Origin of the sequence: Paucibacter sp. JuS9, from assembly GCF_044043925.2 — a bacterium.
Classification (GTDB): domain Bacteria; phylum Pseudomonadota; class Gammaproteobacteria; order Burkholderiales; family Burkholderiaceae_C; genus JAUASW01.
Genome location: NZ_CP194172.1, coordinates 4,703,265 through 4,729,159 on the forward strand (window position 1 = coordinate 4,703,265; position 25,895 = coordinate 4,729,159).

The window sequence follows — 25,895 nt, forward strand, 5'->3', positions numbered from 1 at the left end:
CAGATCGGGCCGCGCACTCACCGCGGCCCCCAGGGAATACAGGGTTCGGTGAGCGTCGTTGGAGACGGCCATCGGGTGAATCCGGGGTGATCGGCCGTCCGGTCCAAGCCTGGCGGCGGGCTGCCCTGGGGTAGCCCCTCGTCGCAACGCTCCTCGGACCGTGCGGGATTTTACGCGCAGGGCTTCAGCAGATGTCCGTCAAGGCCGACAATCGTGAAAGAACGGGAGCGTAAATCCTTGGACCTCATCCATCTTCCACCGAACTCACTGCGCATCGGCCAGGTGCTGGGCTTCTCGCTGCGCGATGCGAGCGGCAAGCTGCTGTTCGCCTCGGGCCAGGTGCTGCCCAACACGCCGCAGGTGCAGGCGCTGATCGAGCGCGGCGCCTATGTGCAGGCGCACGAGACCAAGGAATACCAGAAGGCACTCAACCACAAGATGGACACGATGATGCACCAGGGCGCCACCCTGGGCAGCATCGCCGGTGCCAAGGCGGACTACCGCCCGGAAACGCTGGCCAAGCGCGGCCCGGTCAGCTTCAGCGACCAGGCGGCCTGGGTCGATCTGATCCTGCATGTGCACACGCTCTTGCGCGACCCGAAGCCGGAAGACTTCGCCAACCGCTTCGAGCTGCACTATGGCGAGATGATGGCCCGCGTGCAGCAGAACGCCGATGCGATGCTGATGCGCCTGGTCTTCGATGTCAGCCACGAGTACCAGCAGTACAGCGCCAAGCATGGCCTCCTGTGCCTGCTGCTGGCCGAGCTCTGCGCGCGCAACCTGGGCTGGCGCGAGGAATGGCGCGGCTCACTGACCCGCGCGGCCCTGAGCATGAATATCGCGATCAGCGAACTGCAGGACCGGCTCTGTGCCCGCGACGATGCGCTCACGGAGGCGCAGCGCGAGGAAGTGCGGCAGCGCGCCGCCACGGCGCCGCAACTCTTGCGCACGCTGGGCGTGCAAGACGAACTCTGGTTGCAGACCCTGATGCTGCGCCATGAAGCGGGCCCGGGGCCCTTGGCGGGCCGGGGTGGCGCCGAGCAGCTGGCGCGCATGCTTCGTCGCATCGACATCTTTGCCGCCCGCCTGTCGCCGCGCCGTTCGCGCAAGGCGATGTCAGCGGGTGCTGCGGCCCGCGCGGTCTATCTGGACGAATTGCAGAAGCCCGACGAGGCGGGCGCGGCGCTCATCAAGGCCGTGGGGCTCTATCCGCCGGGCAGCCTGGTGCGCCTGGCCAACAACGAAATGGGCGTTGTCGCCAAGCGCGGCCACAGCGCCAATGAGCCGCTGGTGGCCTCATTGATCGGCAAGAGCGGCAACCCCTTGAGCGAGCCGGTGCCGCGCGACACCCGCCTGGCCGCACAGGCCGTGGCGGCCAGCCTGGCGCCCCACGAGCTCAAGCTGCACGTCAATATGGAACGCTTGCTCAAACTGTATTGATCAAGCCTCGACCAGCTCGCTGAAGAACTTCTGCCCGCTGACGCGTGGCTTGTAGGCCGACACCTGCTTGGCGATGGCGGCGATATGGCCCGGCGTCGTGCCGCAGCAGCCGCCGGCGATGTTCAGGAAGCCGCACTTGGCGAACTCTTCCATCAGCCGCCCGGTCACGTCCGGTGTTTCGTCGAAGCCGGTGTCGCTCATCGGGTTGGGCAGGCCGGCGTTCGGGTAGCAGCTGATCGCCGTGGCGCCGGCCACCTTGGCCAGCTCCTCGATGTAGGGCCGCATCAGCGTGGCACCGAGCGCGCAATTGAGGCCGATGGCCAGCGGCTTGGCATGGCGCACCGAATGCCAGAAGGCGGTCACGGTCTGGCCCGAGAGGATGCGGCCGGAAGCATCGGTCACCGTGCCGGAGATGATCACCGGCAGGCGCTCGCCCGTGTCTTCCATCAGCTCGTCCAGCGCGAAGATGGCGGCCTTGGCGTTCAGTGTGTCGAAGATGGTTTCGACCAGGAACAGGTCGACGCCGCCTTCCAGCAAGCCCTTGGCCTGCTCGTAGTAGGCGGCGCGCAAGGTGTCGAAATCGACATTGCGGGCGCCGGGGTCGTTCACGTCCGGGCTGATCGAGGCGGTGCGCGGCGTGGGGCCGAGGGCGCCGGCGGCGAAGCGCGGTTTCTCGGGCGTCGAGTACTTGTCGCAGGCGGCGCGGGCCAGCCGGGCGGCGGCCACGTTCATCTCGTAGGCGTACTCGCCCAGCTCGTAGTCTTCCTGCGCCACCGAGGTGGTGCCGAAGGTGTTGGTCTCGATGATGTCGGAGCCGGCCGCCAGGTACTGCTCGTGGATCTCGGAGATCACTTCGGGCTTGGTCAAGACCAGCAGGTCGTTGTTGCCCTTGAGGTCCTTGTGGTGATTTGCGAAGCGCTCACCGCGGTAATCGGCCTCGCCCAGCTTGTAGCGCTGGATCATCGTGCCCATGGCGCCATCCAGGATGGCGATCCGTTGTTGCAGAATGTCCGGCAGCTGGGCGCCGCGCGTGTAGCGGATGGAGGCGTTCTTCATGTGCCCATTGTAGGAAACCAGGCAAGACCCCATGCAGCACCTGTTACCGAAGGACGCTCACGCCTTCCTGCAACGAAGGCCCGAGGCTTTGTTCCTGGACATCCGCATGGAGCTGGAATACCTCTATGTGGGCCATCCGCCGGGCGTGGTGCACCTGGCCTGGTATGAATACCCGGAGATGCAGGCGGATGCCGCGCAGTTCGTGGCCCAGGTGCGGCGCGAAGCGCGCGATCGGCTGGACACGCCGGTGGTCCTGATCTGTCGCTCAGGCCAGCGCACCGTGGCGGCCGGCGAGGCCCTGGAGGCCGCCGGCTTCACCGAGGTGGTCAACGTGCTGCATGGTTTCGAGGGTGAAATCGACGCCAACTTCCAGCGCGGCCGCCTCAGCGGCTGGCGTTTCGACGGCCTGCCTTGGGAGCAGATGTAGGGCCGGTGCTGGGGTTGGCGCCGGGCCGGCCGCCGCCTTCTCGGCGCTGCGGCTGGCGACGCTGGTCCGGGCGCGGCTCGCGCGGGCGCTGTTCCATCTCGGGCGGGCGCTCGGCGGCTTCCTTCCTGGCAATCTCGAGGATGCCGGGCAGCTCTTCCAGGGTCAGGCCTTTCAGCACGCAGAAATTGGCTTCGGTCAGCGTGGTGCGCTGGAAATCGCGCAGGAGCTGGGCGCGGTTGTTGCGCTGCTGGTTCTCCAGCGCCTCGCGCTCCTGCTGCACGCCGCGGCGCCGCTTGAGTTCCTCGCGGGCGGCCAGGCGGTGCTCCTCCAGGAGCTCGTCACCAGGCTGGCCGTCCAGGTCGTAGCGATGCGTGGCCTTGCCCAGGGCGATCAGGTAGCCGGTGCTGCCCGTGTGGCGGCGCAGGAAGGCTGAGAGCTGGGCCTTGGTGAACCTGCCCGGCGCACGTTGCTGGATGTCGGCCTGGATGCGCAGCTTCAGGGGCTTCTGCATGCCGGTGAACAGGGCCGGGAACAGCGCCTTCAGCTGCGAGGCCACCTCGGCGGGGCTCAGCGTGGAGGCAGCAACGGCGCCGGCCTCCGTCGTTTCCGTTGCTTCACCGGCATGCGCCGCGTCTGCTGCTTCCGTCGCTTCGGCAGCCTCGTTTACCTGGGTTTCCTCGTTGGCAGGAGCCTCGGGCGTGGGGGTGGTCTCGGTCATGAATGCAGGATCGGCGCGCGGGCCAGTTCGGTCGGGAAAGGGGCGTATTGTCCACGCAGCTCATGTCCTTGTGCCAGCCATTCATCCGATGTCAGCGTGCGATGTGCCCGCTCGCCGCTACGCTGCAAGCCTCACTACAACCCCTCAGAAGGAGAAGGAGCCATGTATTCCTCGTCATCACCGTCGCGCTTCGGCGCCCTGCCCAAGATCGCAGTCGGCGTCCTGGCCGTCGTCATCCTGGTCAGCATGATCAACCCCGTGCGCATCGTGCAGTCGGGTACGCGCGGCGTGATCACCACCTTTGGCAAGGTCGATCCCGAGCCGCTGGGCGAGGGCCTGCATTTCGTCATGCCGTTCGTGAACCGGGTGCACATGATCGATGTGCGCCTTCAGAAGAACGAGGGCAAGGGCGTTGCCGCATCGAAAGACCTGCAGCAGGTGGCTGTTTCAGCGGCCTTGAACTGGCGCCTGGACCCAGCCCTCGTGTCGCAGACCTACCAGGCCATTGGCAACGAGCATGCCGTGGCCGCCCGCGTGATCGAGCCGGCCGCTCAGGAAGCCACCAAGGCCATTGCCGCCCAGTACACCGCCGAAGAGCTGGTGACCAAGCGCACCGAGGTCAGCAGCAAGATCCGCGACGCCCTGGAACAGCGCCTGAAGCGCCATGGCGTGATCGTGGATTCGCTGGCCGCAGTGAACTACGACTTCTCCGCTGTGTTCGACAAGGCCATCGAAGCCAAGGTCGAAGCAGAGCAGAAGAAGCTCACCGCCGAGCGTGACCTGGAGCGCATCAAGGTGGAAGCCGAGCAGGCACTGGCCAAGGCCCGCGGTGAAGCCGAATCCTTGAAAGCCAAGCGGCTGGAAGTGACGCCCGAACTGCTGCGCCTGAAGCAGCTGGAGAACGAGTCCGACGCGATCAAGAAGTGGGACGGCCGCCTGCCCCACTACACCGGTGGCGGTACGCCCTTCATCCAGCTGAATTCGGGCGGCAGCGCCACAAAGCAATGAACCATGCGACCAAGGGGTCGATCCGGAAGGATGCCCCCCCTTGGCTCATGCAAGTGCCGAGGGGTGTCTGGAAGCGTCACATTGCTGCCATTCTTTTGACGGAGGCTCCTATGCGCTGCCACGGACAGGGGTGGGTACTTGCGCTCATGTCCCCCGGCCTTCGGCCTCCGCCTTTACTTCGCTCCAGTACCCACCCCTATCCGCGGCCGAACCTGCGCATGCCCGCTGGCGGCCTGATCTTCGACCAATCCAAACACCAGAACACGAACGGCTGCTACGTGCCGCAAGCGACCTACGCCGCGAAAGTCACCTGCCCCCGAACACCTTCTTCAAGAGCGCGCTGCCGGTGCCTATCGGGTCCTGGCGGATCTTCTTTTCTTCCTCGCCAATCATCAGGAACAGGCCGTCCAGCGCGCGGGCCGTGACGTACTGCTGGATGTTGGCGTCTTCGCCCTTCATGAGGCCCATGCTGGCCGCCTTGCCGGCAACGGCGTTGTACTTGTCGGCCAGCGCCACCTTCTCCGTGGCCTGCGTGACGATGGGCAGGAACTGCTTGCCCAAGGGCTCGCGGGTTTTGCCGGCGAAGAAATCGGTCACGGCCTTGTCGTTGCCGCCGCGCACGAGCTTCAAGGCGTCTTCTACGCTGATGTCTCTCACCGCCTTGACCAGCAGTGGCTTGGCGGCCGGTACGGCGGCCTCGGCCGCGCGGTTCATGGCCAGCAGCAGCTCGTCGACCTTCCTGCCCTGGCCGGTGGCCTTCAGGAGCTTGACCGCGCTTTTCAGCCGCTCCGGCAACTCGATGCGCACCAGCGGGTTGCCCATGAAGCCGTCGTTCCTGCCGAGCATGGCCACGGCCGATTCGGCGCCTCGCTCCAGCGCTGCACGGATGCCGCTGGCGGCATCGGTTTCGCTGATGGCGGCCCAGCTTGTTGGGATCAAGAGGCCGGATGCGGCCAGGACAGTGAACTCACGACGCTTCATGGCAAGGCCCCCAGTCTTTCGGTGATCAGCTTGAAATAGCCCTCGGCATCGATGCCGCCCAGCACCAGCGCATTCTGCTTGCGTGGCGTGACGCCCCACCAGTCCACCACGCTCATGCCCAGGGTCAAGTCGCTACTGGTCTCGATCTCGACATTGCAGCGGCGGCCCGTGAAGAGCTCGGGCTTCAGCAGCCAGGCGATCACGCAGGGGTCGTGCAGCGGGCCGCCTTCCTGGCCGTATTTCTCTTCGTCGAAACGCTCGAAGAATTCCATCCACGCGGCGCAGGCCAGGCCGGTGCGGTTGCCCAGGGCGCGCAAGGCTGCAATGCGTGGGCGCGTGGTCAGGGCCTGGTGCGTCACGTCCAGCGGTGCCATCGTGATCGGGATGCCGGCAGCGAAGACCAGTGCCGCAGCTTGCGGGTCCACAAAGAAATTGAACTCGGCCGCCGGCGTGATGTTGCCGCCTTCGAAGCAACCGCCGCCCATCAGCACGATCTGCTCGATGCGTGCAGCGATGCGCGGCTCCTTCTGAAGCGCCAGTGCGATGTTGGTCAGCGGGCCCAATGCGCAGACGGTGATGCCTTCAAGCCGCATCAAGGTCTCAACCAGGAAGTCGACCGCATGGCCTTCTCGCAAACGCATCTGTGGCTCGGGCAATTCGATGCCATCCAGGCCGCTCTTGCCATGGACGAACTCGGCGGTGACCAGCTCGCGCTGCAAGGGCTTGGCAGCGCCGGCGAATATCGGCATGTCTGTGCGGCCCGCCAGCTCGCAAATGATTCGTGCGTTGCGGCTGGTCAACGGCAGCGGCACGTTGCCAGCCACCGTCGTGATGCCGACGACTTCCAGCTCGGGGCTGGCCAGCGCCAGCAGGATGGCGATGGCGTCATCCTGGCCGGGGTCGGTATCGATGAGGATCTTCTTGACGGTCATTTGGCGTCGGGAACATGCAGCGGCAGCACATCCTGCTCGATGGCACCGAAGATGCTCTGCCCGTCCCGTCCCTTCATCTCGATGCGCACCGTGTCGCCAAACTTCATGAACTCGGTCTTGGCTTCGCCGCCGCTCTCGATCATCTCGATCGCGCGCTTCTCGGCAATGCAGCTGTAGCCCTTGGCCCAGTCCTTGTTCGAGACCGTGCCCGAGCCGATGACCGAGCCGGCACGCAGATTGCGTGTCTTGGCCACGTGGGCGATCAACTGGCCGAAGTGGAAGCTCATCTCCGGCCCGGCCTCGCACTGGCCAACCTTGCGGCCGTTCCACATCGTCTGCAAAGTGAGATGCAAGCGGCCCTTCTTCCAGGCGTCGCCGAGCTCGTCGGGCGTGACTGCCACCGGGCTGAAAGCAGTCGCCGGCTTGCTCTGGAAGAAACCGAAGCCCTTGGCCAGCTCGGCCGGTATCAGGTTGCGCAGGCTCCAGTCGTTGGCCAGCATCACGAGGCGGATGCATTCCAGCGCGGCGTCGGCGTCGGTGCTCATGGCCACATCGCCGGTGACCACGGCGATCTCGGCCTCGAAGTCGATGCCCATGGCTTCAGAAACGAAGCGGGCGCCTTCGCAGGCGCCGAGGAAGTCGTCGCTGCCGCCTTGGTACATCAGCGGGTCGGTGTAGAAGCTTTCGGGGACTTCGGCGCCGCGGGCCTTGCGCACCAGTTCCACATGGTTGATGTAGGCCGAGCCATCGGCCCATTGATAGGCGCGTGGCAGCGGCGCCATGCAGCGCTGCGGCTCGAACGGGAAGGCGTGGCGCGCCTTGCCATGGTTCAGGTTCTGCGAAATCTCTTCCAGCTGCGGTGCGACGAAGTTCCAGTCGTCCAGCAGCTGCTGCATGCGGGTGGCGATGCCGCTGGCGTAGTGCGCCAGGCTGAGGTCGCGCGAGACGACCAGCAGCTGGCCGTCGCGGGAGCCGTCGTTGTAGGTGGCGAGTTTCATGGCTTGGATGGTCGATGCGGGCAGGGCGCCGCTTTGGCTAGCATTGTCCACATGCTTCAAGCCCTGGCGACAACGACCCTCCATGCACCGCGCCCGCGCGTGCTGGTTGGGGCCTTGGCGGCGGCCGTGGCACTGCATCTGCTCCTGGTCTGGAGCCTGCTCAGCCGGCCTTCGGCACTGCCTTTGGGCCAGCCGGCCAAGGCCTTCACGACCAGCGTTCTGTTGATCCCTGCCCAGCCCGAGCTTGCGGCCGCTGCGGCGCCTGCAATGCCCCGTGAACCCGCCGCCAAGTTGCCGAAGCTGAGGCCGAGCACGCCCTTGGCGGCCACTGCCGCACCGCGCCCGGTGGCGGGCTTCAGCTGGCAGTACCTGCTGATCCAGGGCGAGCGGCAGGGCACGGCGCGGCTGAGCTGGCGCCCCGATGAGCAAGGCCACTACGAGGCCTTGCTGGAGCGTGAGCTTGCCGGCAAGGCCTTGCCCACCTGGCGCAGCCTGGGTGATCTGGACCCGGATGCTGGCCTCGCGCCGCGCCGCTTTGCGCAAAGACAGCAGGGCAAGCAAGGCATGCGCGACCGCCAGGCCACCAATTTCCGTCGGGACGAAGGGGTGGTCAGCTTTTCAGCCAGCCCGGCGGTCCTGCCCTTGCAACAAGGTTCGCAGGACCGCATCAGCTGGTGGCTGCAGCTCGCCGCCCTGGTCGAGGCCGAGCCGCAACGCTATCAAGTCGGCACGGAGCTCTTGATGCCCGTGGCCAGCCTGCGCGGCGAGCTGCAGCAGTGGCGATTCAAGGTGCTGGGTCGCGAGGGCCTGGAGCTGCCTGCCGGGCGCCTGGAGTCGGCCGTGCGGCTGGTGCGCGAGCCGCTTGGTGCCTGGGATTCCCGGGTCGAGCTCTGGCTGGACCCGGCGCGCCATCACCTGCCGGTGCGCATCCGGCATACGCAGGCCGACACCCTGCGCTGGGAATTGCTGCTCCAGAGTGAAGGGAAGCCCGAGTTGCCGTGATCTTGTGCCGCTTCCACCACAGCGGGTCCTCATGGATTCCCCTGAAGTGGGGGGCTTTCTGCCAGTATTTGGCTCAGCGCGCTCTTGAAAGCGCTTAGTCTGGATCCAGCTACCGGCCATAGGAGAGTTCTCATGCACATGCTTTACAACTCCCCCAGCTACATCGTGGTCCAGTTCGAGGTGCCGGTTGATACGGGCGTCAGCGAAGATGCACCGCAATGTCTGAGTCGGGGTGGCTTCGAGATCGTCGACAAGTTCGCTCGTCGCGAGATCTTCATCGAGGGCGCGATGGCGCAGCAGTTCCAGGAAGGTGTCGAGGCGCTGATTGGCGACCGCGAGCCGTCCGAAGATGAGCTGGACGACTTCATTGAGCGGTACGCCAACATGGGACAGCAGCCGGTCGTGATGCATTAACGAACGACAAACACAGGGGCCTCACGGGGCCCCTTGTTCTTGGCGCCGGGCTGCGCCAAGATCGGACCACGCCGCCCGATCCAACAAGGGCGGGCGAAGGTAGCGAGGAGTCGCCCATGGTCAAGCGTCTGGCAGAGCAGCAAAGCGTGCTGGCTTCGCCCGGGCTCAGCAATGCCCCGGTGCTGGATCGCATGTGCTCGCATTTCGTGCTGACGCTGACGGTGCGGCATGCTGGCCGCTTCAACCTGCGCCGCGATTTCAACGGCCTCCTGTCCTTCACCGGCCGGCATCTCGTCTGGCCGGTGCGCGTGCTGACAAGGCTGCGCGAGTTCCTCGAGCGGCGCGTGCAGGGCAATGAGCTGTGGGCCGGTCACACGGCGCTGGGTGATGCCGCCTTCCTGGACCGTTTCGGCGTCTGGAACGGCCCCTTCGCCGAAGCCACGCTGTTCTTCTACCTCGACGAGTACGTGAAGGACGCGCCCAAGGACGTGCTGGCCGTGCTGGCCACCACCTGCGACCACCTCGACCGCCAGCTCAAGCGCGAGTCCACCCTGGTCGAGAAGAACATCGCGGCCCTGGGCAATCTCCTGCAGCTCAATCCGGCCGAGCGGGCCTTGCTGCTCTACGGTACCTTGGCCCGCTACCAGCGCGAGCTGCGCGGCGCCCTGGTCGAGTTCAAGGTCAACAACGCGCAAGAAGCCTTCGCCGCGATTGCGGCCGTGGCCGGCGTGGACGAGCGCGATGTGGCCGAGGCCTTGCGCGCCGGTTCGCGGCTCGAGCGCATCGGCATGGTCGAGAACCTGATCTCGGAGCACAACATCACCGACCTGGCCGACCTGATGAAGGTCAGCGACCAGCTGCCGCCGGTGCTGATGCGCGAATACCAGGGCCCGCACGACCTGATGGCCGTGTTCACGCGGCCGGTGGTCAAGAGCAGCTTGAGTGGCCGCGACTTCCAATTCGTCGCTGAAGACCTGCAGGTGCTAGGCACCCTGCTGCGACAGGCGGTCGCGCGGCGCGAACCTGGCGTCAACGTGCTGCTTTACGGGCCGCCGGGCACGGGCAAGACCGAGCTGGCGAAAGTGGCGGCCGAAGAGGCGGGCCTGGATCTTTACGAGGTCGAATACGCCGACCGTGACGGCAACTCGCTGACCGGCCGAGACCGCTACCGCTCCTTGCAGATCAGCCAGCAGTTCCTGAAGGCCAGTGAGCAGGTGGCTCTTCTGTTCGACGAGGTCGAGGACGTGTTCCCGCCGCTGTCGAGCGACACCATGCACCTGATGGCGCGGCTCGATTCAGCGCTCGAGGCGCCGCATTCCGCCTCGGTCAGCGGCAAGGCCTGGGTCAACCAGATCCTCGAGACCAACCCGGTGCCGGTGGTCTGGGTGACCAACCGCATCGAGCAGATCGACCCGGCCTTCCGGCGCCGCTTCCAGTACCACCTCGAACTCAAGTCGCCGCCGCCGGGCGCGCGCCTGGGCCTGGTGCAGCGCGCCCTGTCGGAGGTGAAGGTCGGCGACGGCTTTGCCGCCAAGCTGGCAGAGCGCCGCGCGCTCACGCCGGCGCAGATCCGCACCGCGGTTCGCTTTGCCCAGCTCGCGGGCGATGGTGAGGACTGCGAAAAGCTGATCGAGCGCCAGTTGCTCAACGCCGACAAGGCCTTGGGCTCGGCTGGCCAGGAGCGTGGCGCGCGCGTGACGGTCACGCGCTACGAGCCCGAGCTCCTCAACTGCGAATCACGCTTCGAGATCTCGCGCATCGTCGAGGCCCTGCAGCGCCGCGGCCGCGGCAACCTCTGCTTCTTCGGCCCGCCTGGCAGCGGCAAGACGGCGCTGGCCGAACACATCGCCCAGCAACTGCACCGGCCCTTGATGGTGCGCCAGGCCAGCGACCTGGTGAGCAAGTTCGTCGGCGAGACCGAGGCGAACATGGCCCGGATGTTCGAGGCTGCCTCGCATGAAGGCGCGGTGCTGTTGCTGGACGAGGCCGACAGCTTTCTGCGCAGCCGGCGCATGGCCGAGCGCAACTACGAGGTGAGCGAGGTCAACGAGATGCTCGCTGGCATGGAGCGTTTCGACGGGCTCTTCATCTGCACGACCAATCTGTTCGACGACCTCGATGAAGCCGCCCTGCGCCGCTTTGCCTTCAAGATACGCTTCCATCCCCTGAAGCCCGCTCAGCGCGAGCGCATGTTTGCGCGCGAGGCGCTGGGCGGCGATGCGGCAGAGTTGAGCAGCGAGCAATGCGAAAGGCTGGCACGGCTCGATCAGCTGACGCACGGCGACTTTGCCGCGGTCAGCGAGCAGGTCGCCATCCTCGGTGAGCAGTTCGCCCCAGATGAATACCTGGCCCAGCTGGAGTCCGAACACCGCGTCAAGCCGGAAGTTCGGCAGCGGCGGGAGATTGGCTTCCGCTGACGGCACATTGCGGACTCTTGCCTTCTTCCTCGAAGGTACGTCGAAGATCAGGCCGCCAGCGGGCACCCATTCGCTCCTGTCCCCCGTCACCGGCCTGCGGCCGGCGCCTCCTCCTTTACCTCGCTGCGGGGCACCCACTGCCGTCCTGCTCCGCACCACCGTGGCCTGCGCCGGGTGGCAGGCGCAGGTTCGGCCGAGGGCGTCGGGTGAGGGTTTGGGCGAGGTAAAGGAGGAGGATCGGGCGAAGCCCGGTCCGGGGGACAGGAGCACAAGCCCTCACCCGATGGCCTCGGCAGCGCGAAAGAAGGAACCAGCGTGTGGCTGCTATGTGCCGAGAGCCGCCCCTCCCGAGGCGGCTCTGCCGGACTTACTTGGCCGTCACGAGCCCGCGCTTCTCCAGCAGCGGCTCGATTTTGGGTGCATGGCCCACGAGCTTGCCGAACAGCACCATCGCATCCTCAGCACCACCACGCGAGAGCAGCGTGGCGCGGAACTTGTCGCCGTTCTCGCGCTTGAGGCCGCCATTGGCATGGAACCAGGCCACGGTGTTGGCGTCCAGTACTTCGCTCCAGATGTAGGCGTAATAACCGGCAGAGTAGCCGCCCATGATGTGGCTGAAGTAGGGCGTGCGATAGCGCGGCGGCACCGGCGAGAAGTCAACGCCGGCGTCCTTCAAGGCCTTGGCTTCGAAAGCCATGACCTGGTCGGCGGTCGGAACGTCAACGGCCTTCAGCTGATGCCAGCGCTGGTCCAGCAGCGACGCGGCCAGGTACTCGGTAGTCGCGAAGCCCTGGTTGAACTTCTTGGCAGCGGCCATCTTCTCCAGCAGCGCCTTGGGCATTGGTTCGCCGGTCTTGTGATGCTTGGCGTAGTTGGCCAGCACGCTGGGCCAGGCGGCCCACATCTCGTTGACCTGCGAGGGGTACTCGACGAAATCGCGCGGCACGCTGGTGCCGGCAAAGCTCGGGAACATCACGTTCGAGAACATGCCATGCAGTGCATGGCCGAACTCATGGAACAGCGTCGTCACCTCGTCCCAGGTCAGGAGCGTGGGCTGGCCGGCCGCGGGCGGCGGGATGTTCAGGTGGTTGGCCACCACCGGCAGCGTGCCGTTGAGCTTGTTCTGCTGCACATAGGCGTTCATCCAGGCGCCACCGCGCTTGGACGGGCGCGAGTACATGTCGGCGATGAAGATCGCCAGCTGCGAACCATCGGCGTTGTACACGTCATAGACGGTCACGCTCGGATGGTAGACCGGCAGGTCGCTGCGCTGCTTGAACTTCAGGCCGTAGAGCTGGCCGGCGGCGTAGAACACGCCGTTTTCCAGCACGTTCTTCAGCTCCAGATAGGGCTTGAGCTGCGACTCGTCGAAGCCGTACTTCTCAGCGCGCAGCTTCTCGCTGTACAGGCTCCAGTCCCAGGCTTCGAGCTTGAAGCTCGGCTGCTTCTTCGCGGCCTGTTCCTTGTCGATGATGGCTTGCAGCTCGGCCGCTTCACGCTTGGCCGAGGCGACTGCCGCGGGAGCCAGCTTGCCGAGCAAGTCGTTCACGGCCTGCGGTGTCTTGGCGGTCTCGACCTGCAGCACATAGTCGGCATGCGTGGCATAGCCCAGCAGTGCGGCGCGCTCGGCGCGCAGCGTGGCCACGCGGGCGACGATGGTCGTGTTGTCGAAGTTGTTGCCGCGGCTGCCACGGGCCACCGAGGCCTTGTACAGGCGCTCGCGCAGGGCGCGGTCGTTCAGCTGATTCAGGTAGGGCTGGCCGGTGGTGTTGAGCAGCGCAATGACGTACTTGCCTTCCAGCTTGCGGGCCTTGGCGGCAGCCGCAGCGCCGGCGATCTGGTCGGGTGTGAGGCCGTCGAGCTGCTCGGCCTTGTCGACCACCAGGGCCGAGTCGTTCACCTCGGCCAGCACGTTCTGGTTGAACCGGGTCGAGAGCGTCGCCATCTCGGCGTTGATGGCCTTGATGCGGGTCTTCTGGGCTTCGTCCAGCTGGGCGCCGGCACGCACGAAATTGCGCTGGTAGCGTTCGATCAGGCGCACCGATTCGGTGTCCAGACCGAGCTTGTCGCGCTGGGCGTGCAGGGCCTGCAGGCGGGCGAACAGCTTGGCATTGAGCGAGATCGCGTCGCTGTGCGCGGCGAGCTTGGTGGCGTACTCGGCCTGCAGCTTCTGGCGGGCCGGGTTGGTGTCGGCGCCCAGCAGCGAGAACAGCACCGTGCTGGCGCGGCTGAGCGTTCGGCCGCTGCGCTCCAGCGCGACGATGGTGTTGTCGAAGGTGGCGGCGGCCGGGTTGTTGGCAATCGCCTCGACCTCGGCCAGCTGCTCGGCCATGCCGGCGTCCAGTGCGGGGCCGAAGTGCGTGTCGGCAATCTTGTCGAAGGCCGGGTATTGCAGGGGCAGGGTGCTGGGCTTGAGCAGCGGGTTGCTGCTGTCAGCGGGCGCCTGGGCCAGGCTCATCGAGGCAACGGCGGCCAGGGTGGCGGACGCGGCAATCGCGCGGCTGACGCGGCTGACGCGGCTGACGCGGGTGAGGCGGGAAATCCTCATGGGATGTACTCCAGAAACGGGGTGCGAAGCGCGCAAGGCTAACCGATGCGGGCAAAGAACTTCGAAGTTCGACCCCGCCCGAATCCATGGCATCGTTCGGGCATGCACAACAACGGCCCCAAAGAACTTCCTTCCAGTCTCAAGGTCTGGACCATCTGGCTGCTGGTGCTCCTGCTGGTCTTCCTCGGCTTCAAGGCCTGGGAGCGCGAGCAGGGCCGCAGCCGCTTCCTTGTGGAGGACAGCGGCGAGATCGTGCTCAAGCGCGGGCCGGACGGCCATTTCCATTGGCCCGGTCGCCTGGGCGATGTGGAAGTGATGTTCATGGTCGACACCGGCGCCACCTCCACCGCCTTGCCCGAGGGCCTGGCGCGCCAGGCCGGCCTGGTCTCGGAGGGCGAGGTGCGCTCCAGCACGGCGGGCGGTATCGCTCGCGGCTGGCGGGCGCGGGCTCATCTGCAGCTGGACGGCGGCGTGGAGGCGCGGCAGTTGCCGGTGACGGTGCTGCCGCAGCTGGATGCGCCGCTCCTGGGCATGGACATGCTGTCCAAGCTGCAGATGACGATGAGCGGCAATGAGCTGCGATTGAAGGGAGGCCGTTGATGCCCGTTCGCTATCTGCTGGCCGGCCTGCTCTTGTGGGCGGGCGCGGCATTCGCGCAGGACTGCCCCACCGTGCCCATGCCCGGCGCCGCCAAGCTGCGCCAGCTGGAGTCCGAGGCGGTGGACCGCGGACCGCTGTGGCGCATCCGCCGCGACGGCCATGACAGCTATCTCTACGGCAGCATCCACATCGGCCGCCCGGCCTGGCTGTTTCCCGGCCCGGCCTTGCGCCAGGCCTGGAGCCGCACCGACACCCTGGTGCTGGAGCTGGACCCCGGTGACCCGCAGTTGATGCAGGCGCTCCGGGCGATGCCCGCGATGGAGCTGGACCTGCGCAGCCAGAAGCGCCTGCAGGCGCAGATGCTCGCGGCCTGTCTGAGCGAACAGTCGCTGGCCGGCCTGCATCCTCTGCTGCAGGTGGCCAGCATCGCCAGCATCGCCGGCCGTGCCGATGGCCTGGACCCGGCCTATGCGCAGGAGATGTCCCTGCTGGCCCGTGCGCGCGGCGAAGGGCGCCCCGTGCATGCACTCGAGACCGCCGCCGAGCAGATGGCAGCCTTGGTGCCGGCCGATGCGGCCACGGCCAAGCGCGAGCTGAGCGTGAGCCTGGAGCAGCTGGAGAAGGGCCGGCTGCGGCCCATGCTGCGCGGCCTGGCCGATGCCTGGGAGCGCGGCGACCTGCAGGCGCTGAGCCAGGTCGAGCCGCCCTGCAATTGCCCGGACGACGACATCGAGCGCGAGCAGCTGCGCCGCCTCAACGATGGCCGCAACGAGGCGCTGGCGCAACGAATCGCCGCCCTGCATGCCTCCGGCAAGCGGGCGCTGGTGGCGGTGGGTGCCTTGCACATGAGCGGCACCAAGGCCCTGCCCCTGCTCCTGAAGCAGCAGGGCTTCGAGGTGGAACAACTGCTGCCCAAGCCCCGCTGACGGCGTAGGATGCTGCCACCCCTTTCAACAGCGGAGACAGCGCGCATGGCCGACACCAGCTTCACCAAGTTCGTCCCGGGCTTCGACTTCCTGCAAGGCCTGGTCAAGAACGCCGGCTCGGCCCTGCCGGGCATCGGCCAGTGGGTCGCGCCCACCTTGAACCCGGAGGAGCTGGGCAAGCGCATCGAGGAGCTGCGCACCGTGCAGTTCTGGCTGGAGCAGAACGCCCGCATGCTCAACGCCACGATCCAGGCACTCGAAGTGCAAAGGATGACCCTGTCGACCTTGCAGACCATGAACGTGCCGCTGACCGAGCTGCGCGAGAGCCTGAAGATGCCCATGCCCGAGATGCCTGCCTTCCCCGGCCTGCCGGCTGCGCCCAAGGTGGCGGCGCGCGTCAAGAAGCAGGCGGCTGCCAAGGTGGATGCAGAAAGCACGAAGCCGGCGGCCAAGGCGGATGCCAAGACACCGCCGGTCGACCCCATGCAATGGTGGGGCGCCTTGAGCCAGCAGTTCACGCAGCTGGCCGCCAACGCCATGAAAGACCAGGCCACGGACGCCGCCAAGAACCTGGCCGGCGCCATGGTCAAGCAGAGCTTCGATGCTGCCGGCGAAACGCTGCGCAAGGCCGCCTCGGTGCCAGGCGCCGTGGCCAGCAGCGTGGCCAAGGGCCTGGCGGGCAAGCCGGCCGCCAAGAAGGCCGTCAGCAAGCCTGCGGTGCGCCGCCGCTGAAGCTGCCCCGGGCCGCCATGAAGCCCTTTGCCAGCGCGCACGCCACCCATCCGCTGCCGCAGATGGCCATGGCGCTCGCGGCGGCGCAGATCGACGCGCAGCGCGCCGAGTCCGGCCTGCAGCCCACGCTGGGCTGGCTCTATCTGAGTGCCCGATTCGTCAGCGCCGCGGAGGTCTTGCTTGACGAAGCGCGCCAGCGCTGGCCAGGTGTCGATTGGGTGGGTTGCAGCGCCATCGGGCTGATTGCCGGCGAGGCCGAGTATTTCGATGACGAGCCGGCGCTGGCCCTGATGCTGGCCGAGCTGCCGCGCGAGCAGTTCCGTGTGTTCTCGGGCGCCGCGCCGCTGGCGCGCTGGCCGGCCGAGCTCGCGCAAGTGCATGCCGATGCCGCAGCGCCCGAGCTGGGCGAGCTGCTTCAGGACATGGCCAGCCACACCCGTGACGGCTATCTGTTCGGCGGTCTGCCCAGCAGCCAGCCCACCGAGGCCGGCGTGCAAGTGGCCAATGGCGTCTGGCGTGGCGGGCTCTCGGGTGTGGCCTTCGGGCCAGGCATCGAGATCATTTCGCGCGTCAGCCAGGGCTGCCAGCCGCTGGGCGAGGAGCGCGAGGTCAGCGACTGCGATGGCAACCTGCTGCTGGCGCTGGATGGCGAACCCGCGCTGGACCTGCTGCTACAAGACCTGGCCCTGCCGGTGCTGACCGAGGCCGACGACTGGCGCGAGGCCTTGCCGCGGCTGCGCCAGACGCTGGCCGGCCTTCGCCGCACGGCCCTGTCTGCTCAGCCGCGCCTGCATGCCTTCGGGCCCGAGGTGATGGTGCGCCATCTGGTGGGTATTGATCCGGCCCGTCACGGCGTGGCCATTGGCGAGCGTCTGCATCAGGGCGACCACCTGAGCTTCTGCCAGCGTAACCGCGAGGCCGCGCGCCGCGACCTGGTGCGCATCTGCGCCGAACTGCGCGAGCTGGCCGGCGAAAGGCCCATGCTCGGTGCGGTCTACGTCAGCTGCGCAGGGCGCGGCGGCCCGCATTTCGGCAGCCCTTCGGCCGAGGCCCGCATCGTTCGCCATGCACTTGGCGAGGTGCCGCTTGTGGGGTTTTTCGCGGCCGGCGAGATCGCGCATCAGCATCTCTATGGCTACACCGGCGTGCTGTCGGTATTCTTGGGTCCATGACGATGGATCGTCGAAGCCTGCTTGCCGCTGCCAGTGCACTCGCTGCGGGAGCCGGGCATGCCGCAGCGCCCCTGGTCGTGCGCGTGGCCAAGCACGAGGCCATGCAAGACCCGCAGGTGCGCTACATGCTGCTGCTCCTGCGCCTGGCCCTGGAGCGAAGCGGCAAGAAAGTCGAGATCCAGTCCAGCCGCAATGTGATGGTGCAGAGCCGCTCCTTGCTGGAGCTGGCAAGACCCGACCCCGGGCTCGACGTGTTCTGGACCATGACCAATCCCGAGCGCGAGCAGCAATTGCTGCCGGTCCGTATCCCGCTGGACCGTGGTTTGCTCGGCTGGCGCCTCCTGCTGGTACGCGAGGCGCAGCTCGGGCGATGGGCCGGCGTCAAGACGCTGGAGCAATTGGGCGCCTTGCAGGCCGGCCAGATGAACGACTGGCCCGACACCGCCATCCTGCGCGCCAACGGTCTCAAGGTGCAGACGGGCACGCATTTCGAAAGCCTGTTCAGCTGGCTGGCCGAGGGCCGTTTCGACTACTTTCCGCGCTCGGTGCTGGAGATCGGCCTGGAGGCGCAGGAACATGCCGCTCGTGGCGTGGTGATCGAGCCGCATCTGCTGCTGCAGTACCCGACCGCGCTCTACTTCTTCGTCGCACCCGCCAAGCCGCAATTGCATGAGCTGTTGACCCAGGGCATGGAAGCCCTGGTTGCCGACGGCACCCTGGAGCGGCTCTGGCAGGCCCAGTTCGGCGATGTGATCGAGCGCTACAAGCTGCGCTCGCGCCACTTGCTCAAGTTGCAGAACCCGCTGCTGCCTACCGCCACGCCGCTGGCGCGCAAGCAGTTGTGGTTCGGGCTCTGAACGAGTAACGGCTCAAGGCGGCAACTGCCAGCGCTCAACGATGCGCCGGTACTCGCCCGAGGCTTTCAGTGCCGCCAGGCCCTGGTCCAGCAAGGCCGCGTGGCGCGGCGCCTCGGCTCGCTTGCGCGAGAAGGCCACATAGATCGGCAGATCGTTGAAGGCGCGGCCCACGCGTTTCAACTTGCCGCGCAATTCGCCGGCATTGGCTTGCACCAGGTAGTCGAAGACGCGGTCGTCCAGCACGGTGAAATCGGCGCGGCCTGCCGCCAGCATGCGCAGATTGGCCAGGTCGCTCAGCGCGACGACGCGGACGATGCTCTGGTTCGCCTCGATGGTGTCGCCATACGAGCCGCCGTGCGTCAGGACCACGCGCCGGCCCGACAGGGCTGCCGGCCCCAGGCCGCTTTCCTTGTTGTCGACCCGGGCGTAGATGCCGTTGCTGTTGAGCAGCAGCGGCGTGGCGTGGAAGAGATAGGAGTCCTGGCTGTGCTTGAGGTCCTGGCCGCTGTTGAAGCAGCCCAGTTCGTCGCCACGCTCGACCAGGGTCATGCAGCGGGCAAAGGGCATGCTTTTCAGTTGCAAACTGACCCCGACGCTGGCATAGGCTGCGCGCACGAGGTCGACGGTCAGGCCGGTGATGCGCCCGTCCCGCTGCGCCGTGTAGGGGTACCAGTCGTTCTCCGCTACCAGGGTGATCTGCTCTGCCCGCGCTGGCGCCTGGCTCAGGCTCAGCAAGAGAAAGAGGACGGAGAGCAGCGCGCGCATGGTCCGCCCAATATAGACCTTGCGGGCTTCAGCGGCCACGCCGCCACGTCCCCTGATTGATGCCCAGGCCCAGCAGCACCGCCGCCGTGCCGGCCCACTGCAGGGGGCTCGGCCATTCGCTGAAGGCGGCTGCCGCAGCGAGCAGGCCCACCACCGGCACCAGCAGCGACCAGGGCACGACCTTGCTGGCCGCATGGCGCTTGAGCAAGCGGGTCCAGAGGCTGTAGGCCAGCAGTGTTGCCAGCAGGCCGAGGTAGAGCACGGCGGCACAGGCCTTCAGATCCATGGCATGGATCTGCTCGCGGATGGCGTCGTGGCCCTGCTGCCAGAGTGCCATCGCGAAGAAGGGAGCTATGGGCACCAGGCTGCTCCAGGCGATGAAGGACACCGGGTCGTAGTCGCCTTGCTTCGCCGCGACGCGACCGACCAGGTTGGACACGGCCCACATGAAGGCCGCACCCAGGGTCAGCAGGAAGCCGATCAGCGTCATTTGCCCGGGGCCTTCGCCATGGGCGGCGGCAATCGCGATCAGGCCGGCCAAGGCCACCGTGAGGCCGGCCCATTGCGAGCGGCGCGTCGGCTCGCCCAGCAGCGGGGCTGCGAGCAGCAGGGTGAAGAAGGCCTGCGTCTGCATCACCACCGAGGCCATGCCGGCCGTCATGCCGAGTTGCAGCCCGGTGAACAGGAGGCCGAACTGGCCCACGCCTTGTGCCAGGCCGTAGGCCAGCAGATAGCGCCAGGGCAGGGGTGGTGCGCGCCAGATCACGAGCAGGGCGGAGGCCGCCACGCAGAAGCGCAGGGCGCCCAGCAGCATCGGCGAGAGGCCCTGCAGGCCCAGCTTCATCACGACGAAGTTGAGACCCCAGATCACGACGACGGCGGCGATGCGCATGGCGTCGCCGCGAGACAGCGTCGTCGTGCTCATCGGCTGATCTTCCGGCCCTGCGCGGCACGGGCGGCGACGAAGGCCTCGAACGCTTCAGCGCTGCTCTTGCCTGGCACGAAGCCGAGCTCTTCCTTCAAGCGCGTGTTCAGGAGCACGGGTCGATAGCGCAGGAAGTCCAGTTGCTCGGGCCCATAGCGGCTGATGCCCAGCTTCGATCCCACGGCCAGCGCGAACTGCAGCAGCCCGGCCGGCAGGTCCAGCACCGGCTTGCCCAGCCGCGCCGCGATCTCGCGCAGCGGCAGCGCGCCATCGCCGGCCACATTGAAGAGGCCCGCCTGGCCGGTGCGCAGCGCATGAGCAAAGGCCGCGCAGACGTCTTCATCCCAGATGAAGACGAAGGGGCTGGCGCTGCCGCGTATCGCCAGCAGGCGCTTCTTCTCGAACAGCGCGGTGATCTGGTTGTCGACCCGCTCGCCGAGGATGGTGCCGATGCGGAATACCGTCTGCTTCAGCTCGGGGTGCCGCACGCGGTAGTCGGCCAGCATCTCCTCGACCAGGCGCTTGTGGTGCGAGTAGGCAAAGCTCTCGTTGCCGCGCAGCGCCTGCTCTTCGCTGATCCAGTCCGGGTTGTCGGCGTGATAGCCGTAGGCCGCGCCGCTGCTGCTCACCAGCAGGTGCCGAACGCCGGCGGCCACGCAGGCCTGCAGGATGTTCTTGCTGCCCAGCACGTCGACCGAATATTCCAGCTCGCGGCTGGAGCCGCGGCCCGGCGTGACGATGGAGGCGAGATGGACGACGGTGTCGATGCGGTGCAGCTGCAGCGCATGCACGAGGCTGGCATCGCGCACATCCTGCTTTTCGTAGACGACGCCGGCCAGGCGGCGCTCAGTCGGCACTTCGCGCACGTCCTGCGCCAGCAGCAGTTCGCAGTCGCCGGCTTCGGCCAGCAGCTTCAGCAGCGAGCGGCCGAGAAAGCCGTCCGCGCCCGTGATCAGTATCCTCATGCCAGTCGCTCCGCGTCCCGCCTTGGTATTGCTGCGGGCCGAGCGCCGGGCCGCTCCCAAGCCGGCCCGCATTGGGCGAGAGCTTGCTGGTCAAGCCAGCAAGAATCGCCGTCCCCTCGGGGGACCGGCCAAGGTACGCCTTGGACGAGGGGCCTCATATTGAGTCGCCCTTGAAGCGTGTTCTTGCGGCTGGCCGGTTTGCCCACCAGGCCGCCAGCCCCATGCCGATGATGATGTCGAGGAAGCCCCAGGCGCCGGCCACCACGGCCATGCCGCCGAGGCCACCGAAGAAGCTGAAGATCAAGACCAGGCCGAGGCCCGCATTGCGGATGCCCACCTCGACGGACATGGCCCGCCGCTCGTACTCCGCCAGGCCTGCCAGCGCCGCGCAGCCATAGCCCAGGCCATAGGCCAGCGCGTCATGCAGGATCACGGCACCCATCACCAGGCCGAGGTACTCGAGGAAGTAGCGCCAGTTGCCGGCAATCGCCGCAACGATGAAGAGCACGAGAAAGACAAAGCTCAGGATGCGCGCCGGCTTCTTGACCTTGTCGGTGAAGGCCGCAAACAGCTTGGCGCAGGCCATGCCCAGCACAAAGGGCAGGCCGATGATGATGACGATGTGCAGGCCCATCTCGAGCGGGTCCAGCGCGATGCTGCGCAGGAGCGGCGCGGCCGTCGGATGCATGCCGCCCCAGAAGGCGACATTGAGCGGCATCAGCACGATGGCGAGCGCGTTCGACACGGCGGTCATCGACACCGACAGCGCCACATTGCCGCCAGCCCGGTGCGTGATGATGTTGGAGATGTTCCCCGGCGGGCAGCAGGCCACCAGGATCATGCCCAGCGCAATGCTGGGCGCCGGCTGCAGCAGCAGCGTCAGCACATAGGTGATTGCCGGCAGCAGGAGGAACTGCGCTGCAATTGCCACCGCCATCGCGATGGGCATGCGCGCCACGCGCTTGAAGTCCTCGACCCGGGTGTCCAGCGCTATGCCAAACATCAGGAAGGCCAGCACGCCGTTGAGCAATTGCAGCGACGCGGGGTTGAAGTTGAGACGTACCTCGTCGACAGGGATCATCTTCAGGCTCCTGCGAGGGCGGCAGCTTCGGCACGCACGGTGCGGCGGTAGACGTCCTTGTTGACGTAGTAGGCCATGCGCTCGAGCTTGAGGTAGCGGTAGCCACCGCTGAGGTCGGGCGCCGGGCCCGTGAGCTTGGCGGCGAAGCCGGCGGCCCTGGCCGGCTCGCTGGCCTGGGCCTTCAGGAAGCGCGCCACCAGCTCGGCCTGCTCGTAGCGGCCCTGCCATCCCAGGCCGCTGGCCTCGACCATGCCGATGACCGCGAGGTTGGTGAAGCGCGGCGCAAAGATGTTCAGGTAGAGCTGCGGCGCCATGCCCTGCCAGTTCAAGAGCTCGCGGCTGATGAAGGGGTAGTGCAGCTGATAGCCGGTGGCCGCCAGCACCAGGTCGTAGTCGCGCGAGCTGCCGTCCTTGAAGTGCACGGTCTGGCCCTCGAAGCGCGCGATGTCGGGCCGCACCTTCACGTCGCCATGGCCGATGTGATGCAGGATCAGGGAGTTCACCACGGGGTGCGACTCGTACATCCTGTACTCGGGCTTGGGGAAGCCGAAGCGCACCGGGTCGCCGGTGAACCATTGCAGGATGCGGCTGTCAATTCTCTGCTTCAGCCAGGGCGGCAGCGTGATCTTGCCGCCTATGGTGTCGGCTGGTTTGCCGAACACATACTTGGGCACGAAGTAATAGCCGCGGCGCACCGAGATGTCCACGCTCTTTGCGTAGTGCACCGCATCCACCGCGATGTCGCAGCCCGAGTTGCCAGCGCCGATGATCAGCACCCGCTTGTCCTTGAACATCTCCGCGCTCTTGTAGGCGCTGGTGTGATGCAGCTCGCCCGTGAAGTTGCCTTCGAAGCGCGGCATATTGGGCTCAGCCAGCGTGCCATTGGCAATCACCACGGCCTTGAACTCGGCGCTGTGCTCGCCGCCTGCAGCATCGAGCCAGCTGACGCGCCACAGCGGCGCCGGGCCGTTGCCCACCGGCTCCACGCGCTGCACCCGCGTGCTGAAGCGATAGTGCTGGCGCAGGCCGAACTTGTCGGCAAAGGCGGCGAAGTAGCGCTGCAGTTCCTTGTGGCTGGGATAGTCGGCCACCGAGTCGTCCATGGGGAACTCGCTGAACTCGGTCATGCGCTTGCTCGAGATCAGGTGAGCCGACTCGTAGACCGTGCTGCGCGGGTTGGCGATGTTCCACAGCCCGCCCACATCGCTGTAGGCCTCGAAGCCCTGGAAAGGGAGGCCGGCCTTTTGCAGATTGCGCGCGGCGGCCAGGCCCGAGGGGCCGGCGCCGATCAGGGCGATTTGCTGGCGGGTGTCTTGTTCGCTCATTGTCTTGTCTCTTGGTTCTTGTTCAGGCCAGGGATCTCGGTGGCGCCGGCTTCGCCCACGCGTGGCTTGCGCGGCTGCTTCAGGAGGATGCGCTCATGCAGCCGCTCGGGCAGCAGGGCCAGGGCGCTGGAAAGCCAGCCCAGGCGCCGCGGCAGCACGATGTCTTCGCGGCCGCGCGTGAGGCCGGCCAGGATGCGGGCGGCTGCCACTTCGGGCTCCAGCAAACCCGGCATGGCGAAGCGGTTGCCCGCCGTCAGCGAGGTGCGCAGGTAGCCGGGGCTGACGGTCGTCACCTGCAGGCCGCTGGCGCGCAGGTCGGCGCGCAGGCTTTGCAGATAGACGATCAGGCCGGCCTTGCTGGCGCAATAGGCGCCATTGCCCGGCAGTCCGCGCCGGCCGGCGAGGCTGGCAATGCCCACCAGCGTGCCGCGGCCGGCCGCCTGCAATGGCGCGACAAAGGGCTGGAAAGTGGTGGCCACGCCCAGCAGATTGATCTCCAGCATGCGGCGCAGCACGGCCAGGTCTTCGGCGCGGGCGCCATCGAAGCCGCCTGCCACGCCGGCGTTGGCGATCACCAGGTCGGGTGTGCCGTGATGACTCGTCCAGTCATCCGCCATGGCCTGCATGGCCGCGCCATCGCTGACGTCGGGCGTGTAGATGCGGCTGCGAGCCGGAGCCAGGTCTTGCAGGGCCTGGAGGCGCTCCCGGTTCAGGCCGACCAGGGCCACGGCCGCGCCGGACGCGAGCAACTGGCGCGCCAGGGCCTGGCCCAGGCCGCCGCAGGCGCCGGTGACGATGGCATTGCTGAACATGGCCGCGAGCTTAGCCAGCGGCGAGAATCGTCTCGGATTGTTTTATTGATTCGTCCCGGAATCCGAGATTTGACAAGCATGCCTGAAGACGCCACCCCGGGCCTGCGCCTGCTCGACCTGCTGGAATTGCTGGCTCGCGCGGGCGTGCCGCAAAGCCTTTCGGAGCTGCTGCCGCAATCGCCCTGGCCCAAGCCCACCCTGCACCGCATGCTGCAGCAGTTGGAGGCGGGCAATTGGCTGCAGCGCGAGCCCGATGGCCGCCGCTATGCGCTGGCCGGGCGTGCGCGCGCGCTGGCCGAGGCGACTCTGTCGGGCAGTGCCCAGGCCGGCGTGCGCCACGCGGTGCTGCGCGCGCTGGTGGCCGACATTGGCGAAAGCTGCAATCTCACGGCACTGTCGGGCGCGGAGGTTATCTATCTCGATCGCGTCGAAACCGCGTTCCCGCTGCGCCTGGAGCTCAAGCCCGGCACGCGCGTGCCCCTGCATTGCTCGGCCAGCGGCAAGCTGTTCCTGGCCTTTGCGCCGGCGCGGCAGCGGCAGCAGTTGCTCGAGGGCTTGAATCTCACGCGCCACACCGCCACGACCCTGCACAGCCGCGAGCAACTGGAGGCGGAGCTGGTCCGCATCCGCCGGCAAGGCTATTCGGTGGACGACCAGGAGTTCGTCGAAGGGCTCAACTGCGTGGCCGTGCCGGTGCGCGAAAGCGGCGCCGCGTCCACGAGCCCGGCTCGCTGCGCCGTGGCCTTGCAGGCACCGAGCGCGCGCCTTCCCTTGAGCGAGGCGCTGGGCTTGGTCGGGCGCTTGCGTGAGGCGGCTGCGGCGCTCGCGCGCAGCCTGTGATCAGCGTTCCTTGAGCAGGTCCAGGCTGTAGCTGCGGTATTCGAAATCGATGTCTGGCGGCGGCGCAGTCCGCAGATGATGGATGCGTCGCTTGGACAGCTCCACCAATTGCAGCGAGGGCAGGAGATGCTTGCGCATCAAGGCTTGCAGCGAACCATCGGCATGGGCCTGCTGCAGGCCCAGGGTGAGGCGCTCGATCACCGCCGTGTTGTCGCGGTGCGTGTAGATGAACTGCGGCATGTCGTAGACCAGCGCGAAGCTGCGGTCCAGCAACAGGCCGGGCTGGGCTTGCGCCTGGGCTTCGGCCTGCACCTCCAGCACGCTGCGGCAGAACAAGTCGGCGCGGCCTCGGGCCACCATGCGGAACAGGGCCTCGTAGCCGGCGCCCTCGATGACATGGAAGCCGTTGTCGCGCAGCACCGGCACATCGGACCAGCCCAGCCCTTGCAGGATGCTGAACTTGTTGCGCAATTCGTCCAGCGTGCTGGCCTGGGCGACCGCCTGCTGCGACTGCGGCGACACGAAACAGACGCGGTAGCCGGTGGCCCCCAGCATCAGCGGGAAGCGCACGGGCGCGAGCAGGCCCGTCTCATGGGCCTCGCTGGCGCCAGTCATGATCATCAGATTGGGATGGGTCTTCTGCCGCGCACTGAGCAGCGCGCGCTGCTTGTTCATTGGCGGCGAACTCAGGAGCTTGTAGGGGCCATGGCTGGCCAAGGTCTTGTCGAGCGCCAGCCGCAGCGCAGCATTGATGTAGATCTGCCGCTTGTCCGTGGGGCTTTCCGGCGATCGCAAGGTCAACAGCAGTTCGGCCGCCGACGCGGCAATGCTGACGCTGCAGGCGAGCAGCGCGGCGAAAAGGGCGCGGAATGGCTTCACGATCAGGGGGAATGGCTTGGCCGCATTAGAGCGCATCGAAGCCGCTACAGTCACGGCTTGTCGCTGGAGAAGCCT

At 67.1% G+C, this 25,895-nt stretch carries 25 protein-coding genes and 1 riboswitch; of the genes, 12 read left to right on the forward strand and 13 right to left on the reverse strand.

Translation table 11 applies throughout. The features are described 5' to 3' along the window. Positions 1 to 43: 43 nt before the first annotated feature. Positions 44 to 161, reverse strand: a riboswitch (S-adenosyl-L-homocysteine riboswitch). A 76-nt stretch (positions 162 to 237) separates the two neighbouring features. Beyond that, on the forward strand, positions 238 to 1,440 hold the full coding sequence (locus tag ABT392_RS20980) for an HD-GYP domain-containing protein (protein ID WP_395384655.1): 1,203 nt from the start codon (positions 238 to 240) through the stop codon (positions 1,438 to 1,440). On the opposite strand, the gene ABT392_RS20985 is transcribed toward ABT392_RS20980, so the two are convergent. Then, positions 1,441 to 2,496 carry a homocysteine S-methyltransferase family protein gene (locus ABT392_RS20985; protein ID WP_334277693.1) on the reverse strand — a complete coding sequence of 352 codons (1,056 nt, stop codon included), beginning with the start codon at positions 2,494 to 2,496 and terminating at the stop codon, positions 1,441 to 1,443. Positions 2,497 to 2,527: 31 nt separating this feature from the next. On the opposite strand from ABT392_RS20985, the gene ABT392_RS20990 reads away from it, so the two are divergent. Beyond that, on the forward strand, positions 2,528 to 2,923 hold the full coding sequence (locus ABT392_RS20990; protein ID WP_395384654.1) for a rhodanese-like domain-containing protein: 396 nt from the start codon (positions 2,528 to 2,530) through the stop codon (positions 2,921 to 2,923). Here ABT392_RS20990 and ABT392_RS20995 read toward each other — a convergent pair. Continuing rightward, the gene (locus tag ABT392_RS20995) at positions 2,880 to 3,641 is read right to left on the reverse strand and encodes a ProQ/FINO family protein (protein ID WP_395384653.1); all 762 of its coding nucleotides are present in this window, start codon (positions 3,639 to 3,641) and stop codon (positions 2,880 to 2,882) included. The genes ABT392_RS20990 and ABT392_RS20995 overlap by 44 nt on opposite strands. Positions 3,642 to 3,803: 162 nt before the next feature. On the opposite strand from ABT392_RS20995, the gene ABT392_RS21000 reads away from it, so the two are divergent. Continuing rightward, on the forward strand, positions 3,804 to 4,649 hold the full coding sequence (locus ABT392_RS21000) for a prohibitin family protein (protein ID WP_334277689.1): 846 nt from the start codon (positions 3,804 to 3,806) through the stop codon (positions 4,647 to 4,649). Between the two features lie 306 nt (positions 4,650 to 4,955). On the opposite strand, the gene ABT392_RS21005 is transcribed toward ABT392_RS21000, so the two are convergent. Genes ABT392_RS21005 through ABT392_RS21015 form a run of 3 tightly spaced genes read right to left on the reverse strand, consistent with a single transcriptional unit; the run spans position 4,956 to position 7,560 of the window. Continuing rightward, positions 4,956 to 5,630 (reverse strand): DUF4197 domain-containing protein, encoded by a 675-nt coding sequence (locus tag ABT392_RS21005; protein WP_395384652.1) that lies wholly within the window; start codon positions 5,628 to 5,630, stop codon positions 4,956 to 4,958. Further along, on the reverse strand, positions 5,627 to 6,562 hold the full coding sequence (locus ABT392_RS21010) for a nucleoside hydrolase (protein WP_334277687.1): 936 nt from the start codon (positions 6,560 to 6,562) through the stop codon (positions 5,627 to 5,629). The genes ABT392_RS21005 and ABT392_RS21010 overlap by 4 nt, the downstream gene beginning before the upstream one ends. Then, positions 6,559 to 7,560 carry a fumarylacetoacetate hydrolase family protein gene (locus tag ABT392_RS21015; protein WP_395384651.1) on the reverse strand — a complete coding sequence of 334 codons (1,002 nt, stop codon included), beginning with the start codon at positions 7,558 to 7,560 and terminating at the stop codon, positions 6,559 to 6,561. The genes ABT392_RS21010 and ABT392_RS21015 overlap by 4 nt, the downstream gene beginning before the upstream one ends. A gap of 51 nt (positions 7,561 to 7,611) precedes the next feature. Between ABT392_RS21015 and ABT392_RS21020 the strand changes: the two genes are divergently transcribed. The 3 genes from ABT392_RS21020 (at position 7,612) to ABT392_RS21030 (ending at position 11,393) form a co-directional block, all read left to right on the forward strand. After that, positions 7,612 to 8,562: a DUF3108 domain-containing protein gene (locus ABT392_RS21020; protein WP_395384650.1), complete on the forward strand. Its 951-nt coding sequence runs from the start codon at positions 7,612 to 7,614 to the stop codon at positions 8,560 to 8,562. Positions 8,563 to 8,694: 132 nt separating this feature from the next. After that, complete coding sequence (locus ABT392_RS21025) at positions 8,695 to 8,976, forward strand: BTH_I0359 family protein (RefSeq protein WP_334277684.1); 282 nt, start codon at positions 8,695 to 8,697, stop codon at positions 8,974 to 8,976. A 116-nt stretch (positions 8,977 to 9,092) separates the two neighbouring features. After that, a complete protein-coding gene (locus tag ABT392_RS21030; RefSeq protein ID WP_395384649.1) occupies positions 9,093 to 11,393 on the forward strand; it encodes an ATP-binding protein in 2,301 nt (766 codons plus the stop codon). Positions 11,394 to 11,760: 367 nt separating this feature from the next. Here ABT392_RS21030 and ABT392_RS21035 read toward each other — a convergent pair whose 3' ends face one another. Next, positions 11,761 to 13,941 (reverse strand): M3 family metallopeptidase, encoded by a 2,181-nt coding sequence (locus tag ABT392_RS21035; RefSeq protein ID WP_395384648.1) that lies wholly within the window; start codon positions 13,939 to 13,941, stop codon positions 11,761 to 11,763. Positions 13,942 to 14,043: 102 nt separating this feature from the next. On the opposite strand from ABT392_RS21035, the gene ABT392_RS21040 reads away from it, so the two are divergent. The 5 genes from ABT392_RS21040 to ABT392_RS21060 are packed head-to-tail and all read left to right on the forward strand — an operon-like array spanning position 14,044 to position 18,228. After that, complete coding sequence (locus ABT392_RS21040) at positions 14,044 to 14,541, forward strand: retropepsin-like aspartic protease family protein (protein WP_334277681.1); 498 nt, start codon at positions 14,044 to 14,046, stop codon at positions 14,539 to 14,541. Beyond that, complete coding sequence (locus ABT392_RS21045) at positions 14,541 to 15,467, forward strand: TraB/GumN family protein (protein ID WP_395384647.1); 927 nt, start codon at positions 14,541 to 14,543, stop codon at positions 15,465 to 15,467. Before ABT392_RS21040 ends, ABT392_RS21045 begins: the two co-directional genes overlap by 1 nt. 45 nt (positions 15,468 to 15,512) lie before the next feature. After that, positions 15,513 to 16,199 carry a PhaM family polyhydroxyalkanoate granule multifunctional regulatory protein gene (locus ABT392_RS21050; protein ID WP_334277679.1) on the forward strand — a complete coding sequence of 229 codons (687 nt, stop codon included), beginning with the start codon at positions 15,513 to 15,515 and terminating at the stop codon, positions 16,197 to 16,199. Positions 16,200 to 16,216: 17 nt separating this feature from the next. Beyond that, positions 16,217 to 17,371 carry an FIST signal transduction protein gene (locus ABT392_RS21055; RefSeq protein WP_334277678.1) on the forward strand — a complete coding sequence of 385 codons (1,155 nt, stop codon included), beginning with the start codon at positions 16,217 to 16,219 and terminating at the stop codon, positions 17,369 to 17,371. Beyond that, positions 17,368 to 18,228, forward strand: a complete 861-nt coding sequence (locus tag ABT392_RS21060) for a hypothetical protein (RefSeq protein WP_464970860.1) — start codon at positions 17,368 to 17,370, stop codon at positions 18,226 to 18,228. The genes ABT392_RS21055 and ABT392_RS21060 overlap by 4 nt, the downstream gene beginning before the upstream one ends. Positions 18,229 to 18,240: 12 nt before the next feature. On the opposite strand, the gene ABT392_RS21065 is transcribed toward ABT392_RS21060, so the two are convergent. The 6 genes from ABT392_RS21065 to ABT392_RS21090 all read right to left on the reverse strand — a co-directional run bounded on the left by ABT392_RS21065 (position 18,241) and on the right by ABT392_RS21090 (position 24,101). Further along, positions 18,241 to 19,032, reverse strand: a complete 792-nt coding sequence (locus tag ABT392_RS21065) for a substrate-binding periplasmic protein (protein WP_395384646.1) — start codon at positions 19,030 to 19,032, stop codon at positions 18,241 to 18,243. Further along, the gene (locus tag ABT392_RS21070; protein ID WP_395384644.1) at positions 19,022 to 19,918 is read right to left on the reverse strand and encodes an EamA family transporter; all 897 of its coding nucleotides are present in this window, start codon (positions 19,916 to 19,918) and stop codon (positions 19,022 to 19,024) included. Before ABT392_RS21070 ends, ABT392_RS21065 begins: the two co-directional genes overlap by 11 nt. Continuing rightward, positions 19,915 to 20,883, reverse strand: coding sequence for an SDR family oxidoreductase (locus ABT392_RS21075; protein ID WP_395384643.1), 969 nt, complete (start codon positions 20,881 to 20,883; stop codon positions 19,915 to 19,917). Before ABT392_RS21075 ends, ABT392_RS21070 begins: the two co-directional genes overlap by 4 nt. Before the next feature lie 154 nt (positions 20,884 to 21,037). Continuing rightward, positions 21,038 to 21,964, reverse strand: a complete 927-nt coding sequence (locus tag ABT392_RS21080) for a bile acid:sodium symporter family protein (RefSeq protein ID WP_395384642.1) — start codon at positions 21,962 to 21,964, stop codon at positions 21,038 to 21,040. A gap of 2 nt (positions 21,965 to 21,966) precedes the next feature. Continuing rightward, positions 21,967 to 23,289, reverse strand: a complete 1,323-nt coding sequence (locus ABT392_RS21085; protein ID WP_395384641.1) for a flavin-containing monooxygenase — start codon at positions 23,287 to 23,289, stop codon at positions 21,967 to 21,969. Further along, complete coding sequence (locus tag ABT392_RS21090; protein ID WP_395384640.1) at positions 23,286 to 24,101, reverse strand: SDR family oxidoreductase; 816 nt, start codon at positions 24,099 to 24,101, stop codon at positions 23,286 to 23,288. Before ABT392_RS21090 ends, ABT392_RS21085 begins: the two co-directional genes overlap by 4 nt. A gap of 78 nt (positions 24,102 to 24,179) precedes the next feature. Here ABT392_RS21090 and ABT392_RS21095 point away from each other — a divergent pair, with 78 nt between their 5' ends. After that, complete coding sequence (locus tag ABT392_RS21095) at positions 24,180 to 24,941, forward strand: IclR family transcriptional regulator (RefSeq protein ID WP_334277670.1); 762 nt, start codon at positions 24,180 to 24,182, stop codon at positions 24,939 to 24,941. Here ABT392_RS21095 and ABT392_RS21100 read toward each other — a convergent pair whose 3' ends face one another. Then, entirely contained in the window at positions 24,942 to 25,820 is an 879-nt protein-coding gene (locus tag ABT392_RS21100; protein ID WP_395384639.1) for a hypothetical protein, read from the reverse strand. Positions 25,821 to 25,895: the final 75 nt, after the last annotated feature.

Coding starts and splice junctions, on each gene's coding strand:
- ABT392_RS21090 (WP_395384640.1), bottom strand. CDS start 24,101: ATGTTCAGCAATGCCATCGTCACCGGCGCCTGCGGCGGCCTGGGCCAG.
- ABT392_RS21030 (WP_395384649.1), top strand. CDS start 9,093: ATGGTCAAGCGTCTGGCAGAGCAGCAAAGCGTGCTGGCTTCGCCCGGG.
- ABT392_RS21080 (WP_395384642.1), bottom strand. CDS start 21,964: ATGATCCCTGTCGACGAGGTACGTCTCAACTTCAACCCCGCGTCGCTG.
- ABT392_RS21015 (WP_395384651.1), bottom strand. CDS start 7,560: ATGAAACTCGCCACCTACAACGACGGCTCCCGCGACGGCCAGCTGCTG.
- ABT392_RS21095 (WP_334277670.1), top strand. CDS start 24,180: ATGCCTGAAGACGCCACCCCGGGCCTGCGCCTGCTCGACCTGCTGGAA.
- ABT392_RS21070 (WP_395384644.1), bottom strand. CDS start 19,918: ATGAGCACGACGACGCTGTCTCGCGGCGACGCCATGCGCATCGCCGCC.
- ABT392_RS21075 (WP_395384643.1), bottom strand. CDS start 20,883: ATGAGGATACTGATCACGGGCGCGGACGGCTTTCTCGGCCGCTCGCTG.
- ABT392_RS20985 (WP_334277693.1), bottom strand. CDS start 2,496: ATGAAGAACGCCTCCATCCGCTACACGCGCGGCGCCCAGCTGCCGGAC.
- ABT392_RS21000 (WP_334277689.1), top strand. CDS start 3,804: ATGTATTCCTCGTCATCACCGTCGCGCTTCGGCGCCCTGCCCAAGATC.
- ABT392_RS20990 (WP_395384654.1), top strand. CDS start 2,528: ATGCAGCACCTGTTACCGAAGGACGCTCACGCCTTCCTGCAACGAAGG.
- ABT392_RS21060 (WP_464970860.1), top strand. CDS start 17,368: ATGACGATGGATCGTCGAAGCCTGCTTGCCGCTGCCAGTGCACTCGCT.
- ABT392_RS21005 (WP_395384652.1), bottom strand. CDS start 5,630: ATGAAGCGTCGTGAGTTCACTGTCCTGGCCGCATCCGGCCTCTTGATC.
- ABT392_RS21020 (WP_395384650.1), top strand. CDS start 7,612: ATGCTTCAAGCCCTGGCGACAACGACCCTCCATGCACCGCGCCCGCGC.
- ABT392_RS21040 (WP_334277681.1), top strand. CDS start 14,044: ATGCACAACAACGGCCCCAAAGAACTTCCTTCCAGTCTCAAGGTCTGG.
- ABT392_RS21025 (WP_334277684.1), top strand. CDS start 8,695: ATGCACATGCTTTACAACTCCCCCAGCTACATCGTGGTCCAGTTCGAG.
- ABT392_RS20995 (WP_395384653.1), bottom strand. CDS start 3,641: ATGACCGAGACCACCCCCACGCCCGAGGCTCCTGCCAACGAGGAAACC.
- ABT392_RS21085 (WP_395384641.1), bottom strand. CDS start 23,289: ATGAGCGAACAAGACACCCGCCAGCAAATCGCCCTGATCGGCGCCGGC.
- ABT392_RS21050 (WP_334277679.1), top strand. CDS start 15,513: ATGGCCGACACCAGCTTCACCAAGTTCGTCCCGGGCTTCGACTTCCTG.
- ABT392_RS21045 (WP_395384647.1), top strand. CDS start 14,541: ATGCCCGTTCGCTATCTGCTGGCCGGCCTGCTCTTGTGGGCGGGCGCG.
- ABT392_RS21055 (WP_334277678.1), top strand. CDS start 16,217: ATGAAGCCCTTTGCCAGCGCGCACGCCACCCATCCGCTGCCGCAGATG.
- ABT392_RS21035 (WP_395384648.1), bottom strand. CDS start 13,941: ATGAGGATTTCCCGCCTCACCCGCGTCAGCCGCGTCAGCCGCGTCAGC.
- ABT392_RS21010 (WP_334277687.1), bottom strand. CDS start 6,562: ATGACCGTCAAGAAGATCCTCATCGATACCGACCCCGGCCAGGATGAC.